The 20,210-nt window shown below is 63.8% G+C and carries 15 protein-coding genes and 1 pseudogene; 5 read left to right on the top strand and 11 right to left on the bottom strand.

Annotated elements, in window-relative coordinates:
• A complete protein-coding gene (locus ACVWW1_RS03175) occupies window positions 1-1,341 on the bottom strand; it encodes an MFS transporter (RefSeq protein WP_456654824.1) in 1,341 nt (446 codons plus the stop codon).
• Between the two features lie 198 nt (window positions 1,342-1,539).
• Window positions 1,540-3,006 (bottom strand): NAD-dependent malic enzyme, encoded by a 1,467-nt coding sequence (locus tag ACVWW1_RS03170; protein ID WP_456656609.1) that lies wholly within the window; start codon window positions 3,004-3,006, stop codon window positions 1,540-1,542.
• 680 nt (window positions 3,007-3,686) lie between these two features.
• Here ACVWW1_RS03170 and ACVWW1_RS03165 point away from each other — a divergent pair.
• Window positions 3,687-3,842, top strand: coding sequence for a hypothetical protein (locus tag ACVWW1_RS03165; protein ID WP_173637640.1), 156 nt, complete (start codon window positions 3,687-3,689; stop codon window positions 3,840-3,842).
• 88 nt (window positions 3,843-3,930) lie between these two features.
• On the opposite strand, the gene ACVWW1_RS03160 is transcribed toward ACVWW1_RS03165, so the two are convergent.
• Window positions 3,931-4,860 carry an aspartyl/asparaginyl beta-hydroxylase domain-containing protein gene (locus ACVWW1_RS03160; protein ID WP_456654823.1) on the bottom strand — a complete coding sequence of 310 codons (930 nt, stop codon included), beginning with the start codon at window positions 4,858-4,860 and terminating at the stop codon, window positions 3,931-3,933.
• Between the two features lie 354 nt (window positions 4,861-5,214).
• Between ACVWW1_RS03160 and ACVWW1_RS03155 the strand changes: the two genes are divergently transcribed.
• The 3 genes from ACVWW1_RS03155 (at window position 5,215) to ACVWW1_RS03145 (ending at window position 9,154) form a co-directional block, all read left to right on the top strand.
• Window positions 5,215-6,417 (top strand): ABC transporter substrate-binding protein, encoded by a 1,203-nt coding sequence (locus ACVWW1_RS03155; RefSeq protein ID WP_456654822.1) that lies wholly within the window; start codon window positions 5,215-5,217, stop codon window positions 6,415-6,417.
• 10 nt (window positions 6,418-6,427) lie between these two features.
• The gene (locus tag ACVWW1_RS03150; RefSeq protein ID WP_456654821.1) at window positions 6,428-8,131 is read left to right on the top strand and encodes an FAD-dependent oxidoreductase; all 1,704 of its coding nucleotides are present in this window, start codon (window positions 6,428-6,430) and stop codon (window positions 8,129-8,131) included.
• Window positions 8,132-8,359: 228 nt separating this feature from the next.
• The gene (locus tag ACVWW1_RS03145; RefSeq protein WP_456654820.1) at window positions 8,360-9,154 is read left to right on the top strand and encodes an IclR family transcriptional regulator; all 795 of its coding nucleotides are present in this window, start codon (window positions 8,360-8,362) and stop codon (window positions 9,152-9,154) included.
• A gap of 373 nt (window positions 9,155-9,527) precedes the next feature.
• On the opposite strand, the gene ACVWW1_RS03140 is transcribed toward ACVWW1_RS03145, so the two are convergent.
• From ACVWW1_RS03140 to ACVWW1_RS03110, 7 genes and pseudogenes are all read right to left on the bottom strand, one after another.
• Window positions 9,528-9,680 carry a hypothetical protein gene (locus ACVWW1_RS03140; protein ID WP_212015752.1) on the bottom strand — a complete coding sequence of 51 codons (153 nt, stop codon included), beginning with the start codon at window positions 9,678-9,680 and terminating at the stop codon, window positions 9,528-9,530.
• 195 nt (window positions 9,681-9,875) lie between these two features.
• Window positions 9,876-10,020: pseudogene (locus ACVWW1_RS03135) on the bottom strand (adenosylhomocysteinase); the annotation flags it as partial.
• A gap of 162 nt (window positions 10,021-10,182) precedes the next feature.
• The gene (locus tag ACVWW1_RS03130; protein WP_456654819.1) at window positions 10,183-10,857 is read right to left on the bottom strand and encodes a hypothetical protein; all 675 of its coding nucleotides are present in this window, start codon (window positions 10,855-10,857) and stop codon (window positions 10,183-10,185) included.
• 436 nt (window positions 10,858-11,293) lie between these two features.
• On the bottom strand, window positions 11,294-12,448 hold the full coding sequence (locus tag ACVWW1_RS03125; RefSeq protein WP_456654818.1) for a hypothetical protein: 1,155 nt from the start codon (window positions 12,446-12,448) through the stop codon (window positions 11,294-11,296).
• A 319-nt stretch (window positions 12,449-12,767) separates the two neighbouring features.
• Entirely contained in the window at window positions 12,768-14,195 is a 1,428-nt protein-coding gene (gene ahcY, locus ACVWW1_RS03120; protein WP_092115494.1) for an adenosylhomocysteinase, read from the bottom strand.
• Window positions 14,196-14,452: 257 nt separating this feature from the next.
• Window positions 14,453-15,649: a methionine adenosyltransferase gene (gene metK, locus ACVWW1_RS03115; protein ID WP_092115495.1), complete on the bottom strand. Its 1,197-nt coding sequence runs from the start codon at window positions 15,647-15,649 to the stop codon at window positions 14,453-14,455.
• Window positions 15,650-15,709: 60 nt separating this feature from the next.
• Window positions 15,710-17,065 (bottom strand): hypothetical protein, encoded by a 1,356-nt coding sequence (locus ACVWW1_RS03110; protein WP_092115496.1) that lies wholly within the window; start codon window positions 17,063-17,065, stop codon window positions 15,710-15,712.
• Window positions 17,066-17,249: 184 nt separating this feature from the next.
• On the opposite strand from ACVWW1_RS03110, the gene ACVWW1_RS03105 reads away from it, so the two are divergent.
• On the top strand, window positions 17,250-18,977 hold the full coding sequence (locus ACVWW1_RS03105; protein WP_456654817.1) for a caspase family protein: 1,728 nt from the start codon (window positions 17,250-17,252) through the stop codon (window positions 18,975-18,977).
• Window positions 18,978-19,090: 113 nt separating this feature from the next.
• Here ACVWW1_RS03105 and ACVWW1_RS03100 read toward each other — a convergent pair whose 3' ends face one another.
• Complete coding sequence (locus ACVWW1_RS03100) at window positions 19,091-20,209, bottom strand: cobalamin-independent methionine synthase II family protein (RefSeq protein ID WP_456654816.1); 1,119 nt, start codon at window positions 20,207-20,209, stop codon at window positions 19,091-19,093.
• Window position 20,210: the final 1 nt, after the last annotated feature.

The raw sequence follows: 20,210 nt of genomic DNA, 5'->3' as shown, positions 1-20,210 counted from the left end.
TCAAGCCCACTGCTGATGCGCGTCCGGCGCGTTGATGTCTCGGCCGGTGTAGTCGGTCATGAGCGCGGTCGCGACCAGCGTGATGACCGCGCAAACCGCGATATAGGCCGCGATGGCGGTCGCCGAGTGGAACGTGCCGAACAGCCAGGTCGCGATCAGCGGTGCCGGACCGCCGGCGATCACGGAAGCGAGCTGATAGCCGAGCGAGGCGCCACTGTAGCGCAGGCGGCTTGTAAAGCTCTCGGCGATCAGGGCGGCCTGCGGGCCGTACTGCATGTCGTGCGGAATCAGCGACAGGAAGATCGCGAGGAAGACGATCGTTGCCGATCCGGTGTTGAGCATCGCGAAATAGATGAAGCCGAACACGCCGGTCACGGCAGCGCCGATCATGTACATGTTCTTGCGGCCGATCTGATCGGAGATATGCCCGCACAGCGGGATCGAGACGAACGACAGCACCGAGGCCGCGAGCACCGCGGTCAACAGGAAGTCGCGCGAAACGTGCAGCGTTCCAATGCCGTAGGAGAAGACGAAGGCGGTGAAGATGTAGAACGGAGCCTGCTCGGACATGCGCGCGAAGGCCGACAGCACGATCTCCTTCGGATGGTCCCTGATCACCGTCAGTATCGGCGTGCGGTCGAGCTGACGCTCGGCCACCAGCTTGGCGAAGACCGGCGTTTCGAGAATGCCGAGCCGGATGTAGAGGCCGACGCCGACCAGAATGATGCTGAGCGCAAACGGGACGCGCCAGCCCCATGCCAGGAACTGGTCGCCCGACATCTGGCTGAAGGCCAGCACGGCAAGATTGGCGAGGAACAGCCCGCAAGGCACGCCGAATTGCGGCCATGACGCGATCAGGCCGCGGGAGCGATCGTTGCGCGCCCATTCCATTGACATCAGCACCGAGCCGCCCCATTCGCCGCCGACGCCGACACCCTGGATGAAACGCAGCACGGTGAGGATCACGGCGCCCCAGATGCCGATGCTGGAATAGGTCGGCACCAATGCGACCGCTGCCGTCGCCAGTCCCATCAGGAGCAGCGTCGCGATCAGCGTCGACTTGCGGCCGATGCGGTCGCCATAGTGCCCGAAGATCGCGGCGCCGATCGGCCGCGCGACGAAGCCGACCGCGTAGATGGCGAAGGCTTCCAGCGTGCCGACCCAGGGATCGGAATGCGGAAAGAACAGTTTTGCGAAAACCAGCCCGGTGACGGTGCTGTAGAGGAAGAAGTCATACCACTCGATCGCGGTCCCGATCGTGGAGGCGATCACCGCGCGGCGCAGCTGGAGCTGATGCTCGGATGGCGTGAGTTGGGTCGAGTCGAGGCCAAGTGTCGTCATGGGAGCATCTCCCTCGGACAAGCCCCCGGACGGATTTTGACCGTTTGGGTCGTTTGAGTACGAACGACATGGCGGCAGCGAAGGTTCCAACAGAATGGAACGCAGAGCCTAGAACTTTAGTCGGCCGCAACGACGGCCGAGGCCAGCGCCTGCCTGATGGCGGTGCAGAAGGGTCGCCCCGCCGATGCGTCGTGCTGATTAGACCCGATCGCTGCGCCGATACGGCACGTAGCGCGGCGTCCAGACCTTGGCCTGGATACGGGCCTCGACCTGGTCGATCGGAATATCCTTGGCGAGCCCTTCCTTGTGCGCCTGCAGCGCGACCGCCAGCGCCACCGTCAGCGAGACATCGCGCAGCGCGCTGACCGGCGGCAGCAGATTGTGCTTCGGGTTGTTGCGGGCCGGCGAGACGCTGGCCAGCGCCTTGGCGGCGGCCATGAACATCCCGTCGCTGACCCGGCTGGCACCGACCGCGAGCGCACCGACGCCGACGCCTGGGAAGATGTAGGAGTTGTTGGTCTGGTCGACCTTGAAGCGCGCGCCGTCGCGCGTGATCGGCGGGAACGGACTGCCGACGCCGATCAGTGCCCGCCCCTCGGTCCAGGCTTCGATATCGGAAGGCGTCGCTTCCTCGCGCGAGGTCGGGTTCGACAGCGGGAAGATCACCGGCCGCTTGTTGCACTCGGCCATCGCGCGGACGATCGGTTCGGAGAACGCGCCGGCCTGGCCGGAGACGCCGATCAGCACGGTCGGCCTCGCGTTGCGCACGACGTCGAGCAGCGCGATCTTGTCGGGATGGTTGAGCTGCCAGCCCGCGATCGCCTGCTTGCTCTGGACAAACGGCAACTGGAACGGGGCGAGCCCGCTCATGCCTTCGAGCAGCAGTCCGTCGCGGTCGACCATGAAGAAGCGCTTCGCCGCCTCGCTCTCGGACAGGCCGGCATCGATCATCGCCGCGCGGATCAGGCTGGCGATGCCGCAGCCAGCGGAGCCCGCGCCGAACACCGCGACGCGCTGCTCGGTCAGCGGCACGCCGGTGACGTTGATGGCCGAAAGCAAGGCGCCGGTCGCCACCGCCGCGGTGCCCTGAATGTCGTCGTTGAAGGTGAGGAGCCGGTCGCGATAGCGCTCGAGCATGCGCGTCGCGTTGTTCTTGGCAAAATCCTCCCATTGCAGCAGGACGCGCGGCCAGCGCTTCACCACTGCCGAGACGAACGCCTCGATGAAGTCGTCATAGGCCTGACCGCGGACGCGCTCGTTGCGCCAGCCGATATAGAGCGGGTCGGCCAGGCAGTCGGGATTGTCGGTGCCGACGTCGAGCAGGATCGGCAAGGTCGTTGCCGGATGCAGGCCGCCGCAGCCGGTGTAGAGCGAAAGCTTGCCGATCGGGATGCCCATGCCGCCGGCGCCCTGGTCGCCGAGACCGAGAATGCGCTCGCCGTCGGTCACCACGATCGCCTCGACATGATCGAAGCGCGGATGGGCGAAAATGCGGTCGATCCGGTGCTGGTGCGGAATGCTGAGGAACAGCCCGCGCGGCTTGCGAAACAGCCGGCTGAATTTCTGGCAGCCCTCGCCGACCGTCGGCGTGTAGACGATCGGCAACAGCTCTTCCAGATTGCCGACCAGCAGCGCGTAGAACAGCGTCTCGTTGGTGTCCTGCAGTTCGCGCAGAAAGGCATAGCGCTCGATGTCGGGTCTCGTAGCCGCGCAACGCCTCGAGGCGGCGCGACACCTGCTCGTCCAGCGTCAAGATATTGGGCGGCAGCAGGCCATGCAGGTCGAACGCCTCGCGCTCGGCCTCGGAGAACGCCGTGCCCTTGTTCAACTGCGGATCGGCCAACAGCTCGTAGCCGCTCAGCGCGGTGGTGGCGAAAGCTCCTGTAGACTCCGACATGACAAGGTCCCTTGATGCGAAATGCCTGATGCGACCCTATCACGCCCGTGTAACGGATCGGAGCGCGAAGGCACCGCGCCGCGCAAAGTTGAATGGCACCGGCGTCGCGGCTCGCGAGATGGACCTCGTGGAAGAGTGCATCAGCCCGGCGGAGTTTCGGCCAAGCGGCCATCAGTGCTCGTCCGGACTGAGGCAACGCGCTCCCGCTGCGCCTCCGGACAGACATCAACATACCTTGGTATGGCCTCTCTGATTCCTTGTGATGCCCTGTACTTACGCTCGTACAGTTGAGCGATGGCGGGCGATTTCTATACTCGCGGCCACTTCAACGGGCGGGCGCAAATAGTGTTCCGAGATCCGTGATCGGGATCACTGCTCCGGGGCGAAAAGCGCAGCACTATCACGGAAAGCAAGTGCCGACACGAACGCGGGTTCGAGGAACACTCACATGATCGTCAACATTCAGAAGCTGAACGGCCTGTGGCACCTCGTCGTCGGATCGTGCACGATCCGGACGCCGTTCCTGGAGACCCAGGACCGGGAGTGGGTGGTCGCCTATGCCCGGCGCGTCTACCCTGGCGCCAAGGTTTTCGAACGCGACTGATGCGGTCGCGCCCCACGACTCACGCCTCGGACAAAAAGCCCCGGTTCGCTCCGGGGCTTTTGCGTTCAACGCGGCGCGGCCGCTGCCTTCACCGCAGCGCCGACACCACGATCAGGCCGAGGATCAGCGCGGTCACGGAATATTTCAGCGTGTAGTACACGTTTCGGTTCCACTCCTTGACCTTGCGGCTGACGAGATGGATCTCGTAGAGCTTGCCGAACACCCTGTTCAGCGTGCCGACATGCTCGCCGTCGACGTTCTGGGTCGCCGACGCCTTGACGATGTTGTGGCTGACCCAGCGATTGATCCGTGTCATGAAGCCATACTTCATCGGGCGCTCGACGTCGCAGAACAGGATGATGCGGTTGACGTCGGTCTTGTTCTCGGCGCTGTGGATGAAGGTCTCGTCGAACATGAAGGCTTCGCCGTCGCGCCAGACGCATTCGACGCCATCGACCAGGATGCGGCACGCGTTCGAGTTCGGTGTCACCAAGCCAAGGTGATAGCGCAGCGAGCCGGCGAAAGGGTCACGATGCGCCCCGAGCTTGCCGCCGGGCGGCAGCATCGCGAACATCGCGCCGTGCACGTTCGGGATCGAGTTCAACAGCTCCACCGTCTTCGGGCACAGCGTGCGCGCCGACGGCAGGAAGTCGTCGTACCATTTCAGATAGAACCGCTTCCAGCCGCTCTTGAAGAACGAGTAGAAGCCCCAGTCGTTGTTCTTGGCCGCGGCGCGGATGAAGCCCTCGTCGAACAGGCGCGTCGCCTCGTCGCGGATCGTCTCCCAATTGTCGGAGAGCTTCTTGAGCTCGGGAAACTGCTCGACCGGAATCACCGGCGTGTTGGGCACCGCGGAGCCCGCATACATCAGCACATTGTAGGGCGCGAGGTAGGTCGAGTGATCGCCGAGCTGGCGGGCGAACCGCAGGCGGTGCTTGCCGCGGAAGTGAACGTAGAGCGTGGAGGCCACCAGCACGTAGAGAATGACGAGCTGTGGTGCAAAGAGTTGTCTCAACATGGTCCGTCTATGATCACGGCCCGCCGATGCTCTCCATGCACCGCCCCGTAGCAGCCTGGACCCTCGATGGGCGGCTTAGCCCCGGGCGGCGAAGCGCAACGCCGTCCGCGAAATTCCCCTGTTTCATAGTGACTTGGCACTGCTGCTGAACTCTGGCGCGAGCCCGAAGCCCAGTCGCGGTGCCATCCCGGATGAGCCATGTAAGCGTATGCTCACCAAATGTGAAGCACCGCCTCATTCGAGGCAGCTACCGTGTGGCAACATTCCCACACCTATAATTCGTTATTGACAAACTAATTAGATAATTCCTAATCGCGGGTACTCCGCCTGAGAATGCGGACATCCAGAGGAGGAATGATGAGACATTTTTTGGCGGCAGCCATTCTCGCGGCGATGACCACGGCCGCGCACGCCCAGGTTTCCGATGACGTCGTGCGCATCGGGGTGCTGACCGACCTGTCGAGCTGGGGGCGCGACAATTCCGGCCCGGGCTCGGTCGAAGCGGCCAAGATGGCGGTCGAGGAATTCGGTCCCACCGTGCTCGGCAAACCGATCGAGATCATCTCGGCCGACCATCAGATGAAGACCGATGTCGGCGTCCAGATCGTGCGCGGCTGGTTCGACAACGGCAAGGTCGACGCCGTCGTCGACATCCCGAACTCCGGGATTGCGATCGCCGTGCACAACATGGTGCGCGAGCGCAACAAGATCGCGCTGCTGTCCGGACCCGGCGCGAGCTCGCTGACCGACGAGCTGTGCAGCCCCAACACCGTGCACTTCACCTACGACACCTATGCGCTGTCGAAGGTCACCGCCTCGGCGGTGATCGCGGAGGGCGGCAAGTCCTGGTACTTCATCACCGCGGACTACGCCTTCGGCCAGCAGCTCGAGAAGGATGCGACGCGCTTCATCAACGAGATGGGCGGCAAGGTGCTCGGCAGCGTCCGGCATCCGACCAACACGGCCGACTTCTCCTCCTTTGCGCTGCAGGCGCAGAGCTCCAAGGCCGACGTGGTGGCGTTCGCCAATGCAGGCCAGGACACCGACAATTCGATCAAGCAGTCCGGCGAGTTCGGCCTCGTGCAGGGCGGCCAGAAGCTGGTCGGCCTTCTGATGTTCGACACCGACGTGCATGCGATCGGGCTCAACGCCGCGCAAGGCACCTACATGACGACGGCGTCCTACTGGAACATGGATGAGAAGACCCGCGCCTGGTCGAAGAAATTCTACGCCCGCACCAACGTGATGCCGACCATGATCCAGACCGGCGTCTATGGCTCGGTGCTGCACTATTTGAAGGCGATCCAGGCCGCCGGCACCGATGATCCGAAAGCGGTGATGGCCAAGATGCGCGAGCTGCCGATCGAGGACACCTTCGTGCATGGCGGCAAGCTGCGCGAGGACGGCCGCGTCATCCGCGACATGTATCTGGCGAAGGTGAAGAAGCCCTCGGAATCCAAGGAGCCGTGGGACTATCTTGAAATCATCAAGACGGTGAAGGGCGAGGACGCTTTCCGCCCGGTCTCCGAGTCCAAGTGCCCACTGCTCAAGAAATAGGACCGTTCGCGTGGCCAACGAAGAAACGTATGACTGCGACGCGCTGGTCGTCGGCACAGGCTGCGCCGGGCTGTCGGCAGCGGTCACCGCCGGCCATCACGGCCTGAATGTCCTCGTTGTCGAGAAGGAGCCACGGTTCGGCGGCACCACCGCGCGCTCCGGCGGCTGGCTGTGGATTCCTGGCACCTCGCTGGCCAAGGCCTGGGGCATCGAGGAAAGCCCCGAGCAGGCAAAAACCTATCTGCGCCACGAGGCCGGCAACAGCTTCGACGCCGCCCGCGTGGATGCGTTCCTGACCGAAGGGCCGAAGGCGGTCGACTTCTTCACGACCAGCACCGCTGTTCGTTTCGACATGCCGCTGACCTTCCCGGACTATCACGCCGAAGCGCCCGGCGGCGCGCAGGGCGGCCGCTCGATGGTGACGCGGCCGTTCGACGCCCACGAGCTCGGGCCTGCCCTCAAGGATCTCGGCAGCCCCCTGCCCGAGCTCACCGTGTTCGGCATGATGCTCGGCTCCGGCAAGGAGATCGTGCATTTCATGCGCGCGACGCGGTCGCTGACCTCGGCAGCCTATGTCGCCAAGCGGCTGTCGAAGCACGCCGTCGACGTGATGCGCAACGGCCGCGGCATGACCCTGACCAATGGCAATGCGCTGGCCGGACGGCTGGCGAAATCCGCCTTCGACCTCAAAATCCCGCTCTGGCTCAATTCGCCGGTGCGCGAATTGATCGTCGAGAACAGCGTGGTGCGCGGCGCGGTCGTGGTGCGCGAAGGCCGCACCATCCGCGTCAAAGCCAGACGCGGCGTGGTGCTCGCCTGCGGCGGCTTCCCGCATGACGTCCCGCGGCGGCAGAAGATGTTTCCGCACGCGCCGACCGGAAAAGAACACTATTCGCCGGGGCCGACCGGCAACACCGGCGACGGCCTGCGGCTTGCGGAATCCGTCGGCGGCCGCGTCGATGACTCGCTGCCGAATGCCGCAGCCTGGGTGCCGGTCTCGGTCACCACGCGCAAGGACGGCTCGACGGGCGTGATGCCGCATTTCATCGATCGCGCCAAGCCCGGCGTGATCGCTGTCATGCGCGACGGCAAGCGTTTTGCCAATGAAGGCAATTCCTACCACGACTTCGTGCAGGCGATGATCAAGGCCGCGAAGCCCGGCGAGGAGATCGCGGCGTACCTCGTCTGCGATCACGAGACGCTGCGCAAATACGGCCTCGGCTGCGTGCCGCCGCGCCCGATGCCGCTGGGCCATCATCTCAAGACCGGCTATCTGAAACGCGGCGCGACGCTGGCCGAGCTTGCCGCGCAGGCCGGCATCGACGCCAGGGCGCTCGAGGCCACCGTCGCTGCGTTCAACGCAACCGCCGCGGAAGGTCGCGATCCCGCCTTCGGCAAGGGCACGCGCGCCTATAACCGCTACCAGGGCGATGCGCTGCACGGGCCCAATCCCTGCATCGCTCCGATCCAGCACGGGCCGTTCTACGCCATCAAGATGGTGATCGGGGATCTCGGCACCTATGCCGGCATCCGCACCGACGCCAATGCCCGCGCGCTTGATGCCGACGGCCAGCCGATCGAAGGCCTCTATGCCGCCGGCAACGACATGGCGAGCATCATGGGCGGCAACTATCCCGGCGCCGGCATCACGCTCGGCCCCGCGCTGACCTTCGGCTATATCGCAGGCAAGCACATCGCGGGGGTTGCGGCTTAGGGAAGCACGGCATGAACTACGTCCCGTCCCCCTGAGGAGCGCGCTCTTGCGCGCGTCTCGAAGGGTCGACGGCCACTAGCCGGGCCGGTGCATCCTCGAGGCTCGCGAGAGCTCGCACCTCAGGATGACGGACAGAGACGGATTACGACGCGCCACGATTGCTCGTGCCGCTTCACGATCTGCCTCGTTTCCTGCTAAGTGCGAAACGACGAACGCAAACAAGGCCCCATGACGAGAGAAAGCCGCGGCATACAATCGATCGAAGTCGGCGGAGAGTTGCTCCGCGCGCTCGCCCGCAGCGGCGAGCCGATGATGCTGCGCGATCTCGCCCGCGAGGCGGGCATGCCGCCGGCCAAGGCGCATCCCTATCTCGTCAGCTTTTCCCGTATCGGCCTGATCGAGCAGGACGAGACCACCGGCCGTTACGAGATCGGGGCGCTCGCGCTCGAGCTCGGCCTGATTAGCCTGCGACGGCAATCCGCGGTGCGGATCGCGACGCCGAAGATCGCCGCGCTCGCCGACAGCATCAATCACGCGGTGTCGCTGTCGGTGTGGGGCACCCATGGCGCCACCGTGGTGCGGCTCGAGGAGCCGAGCCATCCCGTGCATATCGCCATGCGCGTCGGGTCCGTGGTGGCGCTGCTGGAGACCGCCACCGGCCGCGCCTTCGCCGCCTTCATGCCGCCGAACGCGATCAGGACGGCGCTCGACAGCGGCCTCGATCGGCTCGGCGTCGGCTACAATCCGAAGCGTGCGCCGGCGGACGCGAAAACCACCGAACTGCTCGCCGAGGTCCGCAGCCGCGGCCTTGCACGCGCCATCGGCGATCCTCTGCCCGGCGTCAACGCCTTCGCCGCGCCGGTGTTCGATCACGCCGGCCACGTCGCCCTGGTCATCACCGCGATGGGCCCGGAAGGCACCTTCGACGCCAGCTGGGACAGCGCGATCGCAACCGCGCTGCGCGATTGTGCACACGATATCTCGCGGCAGCTCGGGCACGGCACAGTGCGGAAGCCGGAGTGATGCGGATTCTCTCCTCGTCATTCGCCGGTGCGCAATTGCGCATCTGAGGACTCACGAAGCGAGAACCCGGAATCCAGCGGGCCGCATCACTCGTAAAGGCCGGGATCCATCACCCCAAATACAAATTGTTATGCGATGCTGGGGCGACGAGTCTCATCAACACCGACTGCTGCGGCGTATGGGTCCGGCTTTCGCCGAGACGACGTGCGAGAAACGCCGCGGCCTGTCGACTCAAGGACTGGCGCCTCCGGAAGATCGGATCGCCCACATGCGCGGGTGATGACACTTGCGGCACTATGGATTGCTTCGCGGAGCCTGTCATCGGGCGCGCGTTCGCGCGACCCGTTGGCTCGCAATGACGCCGCGGCAACACTCACGCCCGCAGCGCTTGCAGGCTCTTGAAGGTCAAGCGCTTGGGGTCGCGGACGCCGGCGAGGTAGAGCTTGCGGATGAAGGCGACGACCGCGTCGCGGTCGCAATCGGTCAGCGCGACCACGGCGTCGACCGCAATCTTCTGGGCTTCCATGGGAACAAGTCCTCCGCTGCAGCCTCGAACCCGGAAGCCTAGGCGCTGCCGGTTAATCCGACATTAACCTCTGGCGATTCCCCCACGCCCGCGTATCTCGCGAAACAACGCATGCTGCCGGTTCCACCAGCTCGGCAAAAAGCCCCGGACGATGCCGGGGCTTTTCAGATCATCGACGGTGTCGGCCGCGGCTCCGTAGCGGTAGCGATCCGACCCGTACGGACGTTCCTGCTTGACGCCGATATAGTCGGCCTGGTCCTTGCGCAGCTCGGTCAGCTTGGCTGAGGTGCAGGCGGGCGACCTTCTCGTCGAGCGCCTTCGGGAGCACATAGACCTTCTCCGCCTACTTGCCGTCCTTGGGGCGAACAGCCCGATCTGCGCCAGCGTCGCGTCGAGATCGAGCATGTCGACGCCGGCTGCGCGGCAGCAGCGAATGATATCCTTCGCTGGTTGTGATCGGCTCGTCGACTGATGGCATGTGCTGTCTTTCTCAATGCGACGATCACGCCGACCCACTGCAGTAGACCGGGACGTGCACCGCACCGCCGCCGGTCAGCGCGCCGTTGTAGGTTGGAGATGCAGCATCGCTGACTGCAGCCAGCGAATCCGTGATGCTCGCATTGCAGGTTGGCAGCGTCGCCACCGTATAGGTTTTCAATTGGATCGCGGCAGCGCTGATGACGATCCCGCTGCCCTTTGGGGTCAGACCCAGATTGACGTTGGTGTCGACACCGCCGGCTGCCACTGAAGGAGCTGCACCTGAATCGTTGCCGTTGATGATGATGGTGTTTCCGTTGGAAGACGAGCCGCCGATATCGGCGATGCGAGCCAGCAGCCGCGTGTGCGACAGATTGTAGAAATTGTAGCTGCCCCGGTTCGTGGTCTGGAAGTCCATGCCGACGGTCGCATCCATGCCGGTGGCCGCGATTACCGGAGACGGTGAGCCGCTGCCCGCAATCGCGTTGATGAAGTCGATATAGTTGGTGGTCTGACCTGATGAAGCGGCCGTCGGCTGGAAGCGGACGATCTCGTTTTCGTACTGATCCGTGAATGCCGCGCCGTTCGTCCGGAAGATCATCTTTGTCGAGGCGGCGAGTACGTTGTTATCGGCCCTGATCGTTGCCGCGAGCGCAGGCGTGGTATCGCCACCGCTGATATCGCGCGACAGCCGGGACACGGCACGGTGCAAGCGTCAGGATGCCTGTGAGGTGAGCACAATGGCTCCCCTGCCCCTTGCGGGCAGAGCTATCGCATATGGCTGTAGGCCATGACGACGTGAAAACGTCGGTTAGAGAGACACGCTAATGCCAAACGCCTCCAGGGGCCGTCGCGTCAGCGGCATTTCGGAATAATGGAAAACTACCCGTGAGTTGCCCGACGTGTCAAGGGGCTTGGTCGAACGTCGCCTCCACGGCCACTTTGCACGGGGTTGTTTTCGATATTTTGGCAAAGCGCTTCCCTGGGGGATTCTGCGGGCATCATCCGACAACGATCCATCAGCTATGATCTTAGCGGCCACCCATATGAACCCGCCGATGAGATCAGTGATGATCACCTTCAGCGATTTTCAAGCAGCTTCTGCTTCCGTTGAGTCCTTCGGTCCTTCCCAGCATTCAAGTGAGATCGGCAAGGTGTCGAGCAAATGCGACAGAGACATCAATTGCTGGGGCCACAACGATCTTATCAAGTACTACCGGCCGGCTGTTAGCTAGAGCTTGCAGACATATCGTCTGCCATTCGAATTGGGGTCGCTTCCATCGCTGGTTGAGAAGAAAAGCGCGTTGCCCCAATGCGAATATGCTCCACGGCCGATCTTCTGGATTGTGTCGTGTGCGGAGTGCGGTGGCCCCAACAGCTTTACCGTCTTCGAAGACAGCAAGAGGTGAGCCGATTGGAGTCTCGCTGTCGTCCCCTCGCGGAATAGCGTCAGGCAAGGTGGCGCCCCACATGAAGCCGCCGTTCGCTGCAAATGATGAGATTGGCAACTCGATAGTCCGCTTTGAGATTCGGCGGCCAGCTTCCAACTCGAACGGACTGAACCATGGGAGCATGTCAGAGGGGTGATGTTGATCGACGAACTTTCGGCCATAGAGACTTTGGGTCGGAGTCGCGCGGTCCAGAGAATCTGCCCGCTTTCTGGCAGCGAATAGGTGAAAGGCGATTTTGTTGTCGAAGGTTCCGATAAGGCCTTCGCCATAAGAGCCGAGCAGAGCGGGCCTGACCTGCCATCTGTTTTCCCGAGGTGTGAAATGAAGCGAGGCCGAATGCAGTAGATCGAACTTTGCTGCGGCGTAGTAGTCGAGCATCAGCGTCGGGCTGAACTGATAAAAACCGTGATCTACGCAATTGCTCATTGGCAGGATATGAAGGGCAATACCGCCAGGCTTCAGCATGCGAGTGATATTGGTAAGCGCGTTAGGAACGTGAAAGACATGCTCCAGCGTGCCGCCGTTGAGAACGACGCCGAACCGGCCGACCAGTTCGGACGGAACGACGTCGTGATTGAGGTCAAACTCGTAGTCGGCACCTTCATATTTGCTCAGATCGATGCTCGAAACATCTTTGAGCCCGCCGCAGAATTCGAAGTAGCGTCTCGCATCCATCGGACGGTCGCCTAAAGGCCAAAGCGAAAGCTTCTCGATCGCCTTGAGGAAAGTCTTTTCGGTGAATCCGCAGTCCATCACTCCAAGCGTTGCTACCGGACCTTCTGCCTTGTGAAGCAAAAGCCACTCGCGCAGCAAAACAGCTACGTTCAGCGCTAATCCCATCGATAATGCCTCTCAATCTCTGTCAGCACTCAAAGGCGCCCGCAAACTTAGTCTGACCGATCGAGCGGAACAAGGCTGAACGATCAATCGCACGCTGCGCTTCTGCTCCAAGGGAAAATGTGCACCGCGGCCACTCGGCTCAAGCACTGCTGTCTCTGGAATACTGGATCGCCCACTTTGACGAAAGCGGGTGATGACATCGCGTGAACTATCCCCGGTCGTGATCCTGGCGAATGGAGAGGCTCGTCTGCATCGACGCACAGCAAAAAGCCCCGGACGATGCCGGGGCTTTCAGATCTTCGATCGCAGTGCTCGCTGCTCAGTAGCGGTAGTGATCCGACTTGTACGGACCTTCCTGCTTGACGCCGATGTAGTCGGCCTGGTCCTTGCGCAGTTCGGTCAGCTTGACGCCGATCTTGGCGAGGTGCAGGCGCGCGACCTTCTCGTCGAGCGTCTTCGGCAGCACGTAGACCTTCTTGGCGTACTTGCCGTCCTTGTTGTTGGCGAACAGCTCGATCTGCGCCAGCGTCTGGTTGGTGAACGAGGCCGACATCACGAAGGACGGATGGCCCATCGCATTGCCGAGGTTCACGAGGCGTCCTTCCGACAGCATGATGATGCGGTGCTTGTCGGGGAATTCGATCTCGTCGACCTGCGGCTTGATGTTGGTCCACTTCAGATTGCGCAGCGAAGCGATCTGAATCTCGTTGTCGAAGTGACCGATGTTGCAAACGATGGCGCGATCCTTCATCGCGCGCATGTGCTCGATGGTGATGATGTCCTTGTTGCCGGTGGCGGTGACGAAGATGTCGGCGCGAGGAGCTGCGTCTTCCATCGTCACGACCTCATAGCCTTCCATCGCCGCCTGCAGCGCGCAGATCGGATCGACTTCGGAGACCATGACGCGGCAGCCGGCCTGGCGCAGCGAGGCGGCCGAGCCCTTGCCGACATCGCCGAAGCCCGCGACCATCGCGACCTTGCCCGACAGCATCACGTCGGTGCCGCGGCGGATGCCGTCGACCAGCGACTCGCGGCAGCCATAGAGGTTGTCGAACTTCGACTTGGTGACGCTGTCGTTGACGTTGATCGCCGGGAACAGCAGCGTGCCCTTGTTGGCCATCTCGTACAGGCGATGCACGCCCGTGGTGGTCTCTTCCGAAACGCCCTGGATGTTCTTGGCGATCTCGGCGAAGTAGCCCTTCGGCTTCTCCTTCAGCAGGCGCTTGACCAGCGCGTAGAAGATCTCTTCTTCCTCGGAGGTCGGCTTGTCGAGGAAGGCGGTGTCGCCCTGCTCGGCGCGGTAGCCGGCATGCACCAGCATGGTGGCGTCGCCGCCGTCATCGAGGATCATGTTGGGCGTGCCGCCGCCATGCCAGTCGAACAGTTTTGCGGTGTAGTCCCAATACTCGGTCAGCGTCTCGCCCTTCACGGCGAACACCGGAATGCCGGCGGCGGCGATCGCGGCAGCGGCGTGATCCTGGGTCGAATAGATGTTGCAGGAGACCCAGCGGATGTCGGCGCCGAGCGCAGCCAGCGTCTCGATCAGCACGGCGGTCTGGATCGTCATGTGCAGCGAGCCCGCGATGCGCGCGCCCTTGAGCGGCTGCTTGGGGCCGAACTCCTCGCGGGTGGCCATCAGGCCGGGCATCTCGGTCTCGGCCAGCGATATCTCCTTGCGGCCGAAATCGGCGAGCGCAATGTCCTTGACGATGTAGTCGGTGAAGCCGGGCTTCGTGGGGGCGTTCATGTTGTTTTCCTGGTCGGTGTGTTCAGCGTGTCAGTAACAAAGCGAGCCAACCGCCCTGCGGCGCGGCCTACTCCCTCTCCCCGTTCTTACGGGGAGAGGGTTGGGGTGAGGGGCTCCATCCGCGCACTGAATTCGCGGAGAGTCCCCCTCACCCGCCACTTCGTGGATAGCCGAAGCTTTGCTTCGGCGTTCACATCAAGTACGGCCGCCTAAGGCGGCCTATGCTCTCTCCCCGCAAGCGGGGCGAGGTAAGAGCATTACAGCGCGCGCTTCAGCTGCTCCACGAGATCGGTCTTCTCCCAGGAGAAGCCGCCCTCATTGTCCGGCGTGCGGCCGAAATGGCCGTAGGCCGAGGTGCGCGCGTAGATCGGGCGGTTGAGATCGAGATGGCTGCGGATGCCGCGTGGCGTCAGATCCATCGCCTTGGCTGCCGCCTTCTCGAGCTCGTCCTCCGACACCTTACCGGTGCCGTGGGTGTCGATGTAGATCGACAGCGGACGCGCCACGCCGATCGCGTAGGCGAGCTGCAGGGTGCAGCGGTCGGCGAGACCGGCCGCGACGATGTTCTTGGCAACATAGCGCGCGGCATAGGCGGCCGAGCGGTCGACCTTGGTCGGATCCTTGCCGGAGAACGCACCGCCGCCATGCGGGGCCGCGCCGCCATAGGTGTCGACGATGATCTTGCGGCCGGTCAGGCCGGAGTCGCCGTCGGGTCCGCCGATGAAGAACTTGCCGGTCGGATTGATGTGCCAGATCGTCTTGCCGTTGATCCACTCCTTCGGCAGCGCCTCGCGCACATAGGGCTCGACGATGTCGCGGATCTGGCTGGACGAGAGGTCCTCGACCAGATGCTGGTGCGACACCACGATCTCGCGAACGCCGACCGGCTTGCCGTTCTCGTACTGCACGGTGACCTGGCTCTTGGAGTCCGGACCCAGCACCTTCTCCTTGCCGGAGTGGCGCGCTTCGGAGATCAGCCGCAGGATCTTGTGGGCGTAGAAGATCGGCGCCGGCATCAGGTCCGGCGTCTCGTTGGTGGCGTAACCGAACATGATGCCCTGGTCGCCGGCCCCCTCTTCCTTGACCTCGCCCGGCTGCAGCGCGTCGACGCCCTGCGCGATGTCGGCCGACTGCGGATGCAGCAGGATCTCGATATCGCAGGTCTTCCAGTGGAAGCCGTCCTGCTCGTAGCCGATGTCCTTGATCGCAGAGCGAACCACGCCCTCGATCTGCTCGTTGGTCACCGAAGCCGGGCCGCGGGTTTCGCCGGCGATCACCACCTTGTTGGTGGTCGCGAGCGTTTCGCACGCCGCGCGGATCTGCCACGGGTCGATGCCCGCCTTCGGCCCCTCGCGATAGAACAGATCGACGATCTCATCCGAGATGCGATCGCAAACCTTGTCCGGATGGCCTTCCGAGACCGACTCGCTGGTGAAGAGATAAGACGCGCGCATCAAGCAAACCCCTTGTTTCGTCGAAGTCCGACGTTGGTTGGTGAATATGTCCCCGGAATGTCAGTCTCGTCGCCGCGAGATGACGTAGGATTCGTCGTAAAACCAAAGCCCGTTGTGTTTGCGGAGAACCTCGCGTGTGGCCTCGAGAGCTCGTCCGTTTTCGGTCGTTTCAGTCAACCGCTCATCTTCGATCTGCGCGACATACACTGCTGCGTTCCAGGCGGCGAAGGCGGTCGAGGTTCCGATCGAGCCGGTCACCTCATTAGGCAGCGCTTCCATATCATATCGGAAGATCGAACGGTTATCGGCGTAGGCGTTGAAGTTCAGCTCGCGGCCGGCCGAGCCCAACTCGTATTTCACCGCGCGCAGTATCTCATGACGGCTGACGGCGAAAGGATTTTCTCCGGGCCAGACGGCTTGAATGATTTCAAGTCCGGGATCGCTTCCGTGGGAGTGGATTCCTATCAGCCGTCCGCCGCCGCGCAGCGCGCGGGCGAGCGGCGCGATGATCCGCTTGGCGCGGAAATTCACCGAGGATTTGGCCCGATAGGGCTGCGAGGCGATCACCAGGTCGAAATTGGCCTCGGTGCGGCCGGCGCGAGGAATGATGGAATCGAGCAGGAACCGGTGATCGTCCCGGTACAGCACCAGCGCCACCGGCCGCTCATAGATCGGCATCGCATTGCCGGGGCTGAGATTGGCGCGCCAGTTCTGCTCCAGGAATGGACCGAGTTCCGCGATCTGGGTCTCGAATTCGCCGGAAGACGCGCCGCGGAGGGCCACCTCGTGCCAGATCATGCTGGCGGCCGCCGCGGAGTTCTTGGGCGTCAGCCAGGGCGCCTCGGCGTAATACATGTTGGTAAACACGAAGACGCTCGCCGGGTGCTCGAACAGGCGATCGGGCACCTTGTCGAGGGTGAGGCGGACGTCCTCCAGGCTCAGTTCCTTGCCGGCGACATAGAACGGCATATGTGGGAAGCGGCCATGCATGGCACGCAGGACCCGCGCCAGCACGGTACCGTCGCCCATCCCGGCATCGAACACCCGCAGCGCCGGCGGCCGCGGGTGTATCGCGGCCAGTTCGAGCGCGACCCGGTCGGCGATCACCCGCTTCTCGCTGCAGGTGTGCACGAACAGCAGATAGCGCTGCCGGTTCTCGAAAAAGCGAAAATTACCCCTCGGATCGCGCTTTTCCGGCGGCACCACGAGCCCCCGCGGCGGCGCCACGCCCCCCGGCGTCGAGGTCGCAATGAACGCATTGATGCGGTCGAGCGTATCGATGGTGATGCGCTTGCCCTCGCGCAGCCGGTGCACCAGCTTGCCGTCGTTGACGGCACGGCGGCCGAATGTCGTCTCCGCCATGTCGGAGTGACGGCAGAAATCCGTGATCTGACTGAGGATTTCGTCGTTCTTCATGGTGCCTGGAGTGGGCAGCGCCCAGTGGGACAAAAGTGGGCAGAGATAGTGTACAGCGGGTCTTATCACCATTTTCCCACCAGTTGAACCCCCCTCCACGGCCGATCACCAAACAGTCATGGATAGCCTCCTGGACCGCCTCGCCGCCGCCGACCACCGTGACGGCCCTACCCCCGGATGACCAATGCGCCGACTGCTCCTGATCCCCTGCCTGCTCGCGGCCATCCTGTGGTCGGCGCCCTCCTTCGCCCAGGCGCGCTCCCAGCTCGGCCCGCTCTGCACGACCGACACCACGCCAGCCGACCAGATGATCGACGCCTGCACCAAGATCATCGCGTTGAGGGTGTTTTCCGGCGAGAAGCTCGCGACGATCTATTTCTGGCGCGCGGTGGGCTGGAACAAGAAAGGCAACTATGCGCAAGTGATCGCTGACGCCACCGAGGCGCTGCGCCTGAAGCCGAGCACTGCCGTCTACAATTTGCGCGGCTCGGCCTATTACGACAAAGGCGAGTACGACATCGCGATTGCCGACTTCAACGACGCGCTGCGCATGGGGCCGCCGAGCGGCATCATCTTTCACAACCGCGGCAACGCCTATCGCGGCAAGGGCGACTACGCCAAGGCGATCGCCGACTACGACGCCGCGATCAAGGCCGGTCCGAAGTCGGCTTTCTCCTATCAGAACCGCGGCGCCTCGAAGCAGGCGCTCGGCGATCTCGACGGCGCGCTCGCCGACATCAACGAGGCCGTCAGGATCGACCCGTCGCTGCCGCAGCCGCTGATCAGCCGCGCCGTGATCTGGCGCGCCAAGGGCGACATCGCGCGCGCGATTGCGGATACCTCAGAAGCGATCCGGCTCGCGAAGGCGAAAGCGCCCGTCAACATCATGACGCCGCCCGGCAGCGTGCTGATCTCGGCCTACACCCAGCGCGGCCTCGCCTATGAGGCGAAGGGCGATGCAGCGCACGCCAAGGAGGACTACGCCGCGGTGCTCGAGGGCCAGGCCTCCGACGCCGGCAGCAAGGCCAACCAGGCCACCGCCAAGGTGCGGCTCGCGCTGCTGAAGGAGGCCGACGCGGCGCCGCGCAAGACCGCGGCGGCGCCTGCCGCCGAGAACAGCCCCGCGCCCGCACCGGCGCCCGCGGCAGCAGCTCCGGCCGCACCCGCGGCACGCGTGCAGGCCACGGCAAGCGGCCGGCGCGTCGCGCTGGTGATCGGCAACGGCGCCTATGCGCATGTGAAGGCGCTGCCCAATCCGCCCAACGACGCGCGTGCCATCGCCAGGAGCCTGCGCGACATCGGCTTCACCGTCTCCGAAGGCCTCGATCTCGATCGCGACGCGATGCAGAAGACGATCCATGACTTCCTGCGCGAGGCGGCGCGGTCGCAGATCGCCGTGGTCTACTACGCCGGTCATGGCGTGCAGGTCGACGGCCGCAACTACCTCGTGCCGGTCGATATCGAGTTCAAGCCGGGAGGCCGCATGACCGACGCGATGGTCGACATGGACACCATCATGGCCGGCCTCGACGATCAGATCCGCACCAACATTTTGATCCTCGATGCCTGCCGCAACAATCCGATGGCGCCGCAAGTGGCATCCGCAGGCCCGAGCCGCGGCATCGAGGCCGGCTCCGGCCTTGCCGCGCCGGCTTCGCTCGGATCGGGGTCGACGCTCGGCGCCGGCACGCTGATCGCGTTCGCGACCGCGCCGGGCCAGGTCGCGCTCGACGGCGAAGGCGCCAACAGCCCATTCTCCGCGGCGCTGTCGCGCCATGTCGGCACGCCCGGCCTCGAGGTGCAGCAGATGCTGACGCGGGTCCGCGCCGAGGTCGTCGCCGCGACCAAGGGCAAGCAAGTGCCGTGGTCGAACTCCTCGCTGCTCGGCGAGGTCTATCTGGCGGAGCAGTGAAACGTTGCCCTCTGCCTGTCATTGCGAGCGAAGCGAAGCAATCCATGCCCCCACATAAGTAAAGATGGATTGCTTCGTCGCTATTGCTCCTCGCAGTGACGATAGAGGCGAGGTTATTTCCCCCACACCTCGTTCGCGACCTCGACCGCGAGCCTGAGCTTGGCCCACTGCTCTTCCTCGGAGAGGATGTTACCCTCCTCGGTCGAGGCGAAGCCGCATTGCGGGGACACTGCGAGCTGCTCGATCGGCGCGAACTTCGATGCTTCCTCCAGCCGCCGCTTGATGTCGTCCTTCTTCTCGAGCTCGCCGAACTTCGAGGTGATGACGCCGACCACCACGACCTTGTTGCCCTTGGGCAGGAAGCGCAGCGGCTCGAAGCCGCCGGCACGATCGGAATCATATTCGAGGAAATAGCCGTCGTAATTGGTGCCGGCCAGCATGGTCTCGGCGACCGGCTCGTAGCCACCGGAGGAAATCCAGGTCGAACGGAAATTGCCGCGGCAGACATGCGTCGTGATCACCATGTCGGAAGGACGATCGGCGATCGCGTAGTTGATGACGCGGGCATAGATCTCCTGCAGGCCATCGGGATTGTCGCCGCGGTCGCGCGACTTCTGCAATTCCTCCTGCGAGCACAGATAGGCCCACACCGTGTCGTCGAATTGCAGGTAACGGCAACCGGCGTCGTAGAACGCCTTCACCGCCTTGCGATAGGTCTTGCCGAGGTCCTGGTAGAACTCCTCAAGGTCGGGATAGACCTCCTTCGAGATCAGCTTGCGGCCGCCGCGGAAGTGCAGCACCGCCGGGGACGGGATCGTCATCTTCGGGGTGACATGCGCCTGGTCGGCGTACTTGTTCAGGAACCTGAAGTGATCGAGCATCGGGTGATGATCGGGGAAGTCCAGTTTGCCGATCACCCTGATGGCGTCGTGCCGGGTCTGCACGCCCGCGAACTGGATGCCCATGTCGGGGTGGAACAGCTCGCAGCCGGTGAGGTGGCTGAGGAAATCGAAGTGCCACCAGGAGCGGCGGAACTCGCCGTCGGTCGCAAGCTTCAGGCCGACCGAGGCCTGCTTGTGCACGACCTTCTCGATCTCCATGTCCTCGATCTTGCGCAGGTCGTCGGCCGAGATCTCGCCCTTCTCCAGCCTGGCGCGCGCTTCCTTGATCTTCGGCGGACGCAACAGGCTGCCGACCTCGTCGGCGCGGAACGGTGGCTTGGTTCGTTGCATG

Source organism: Bradyrhizobium sp. JR3.5 (assembly GCF_054057015.1).
Note: the sequence above shows the minus strand (reverse complement) of the source record. Positions and strands in the feature narration are given on the sequence as shown.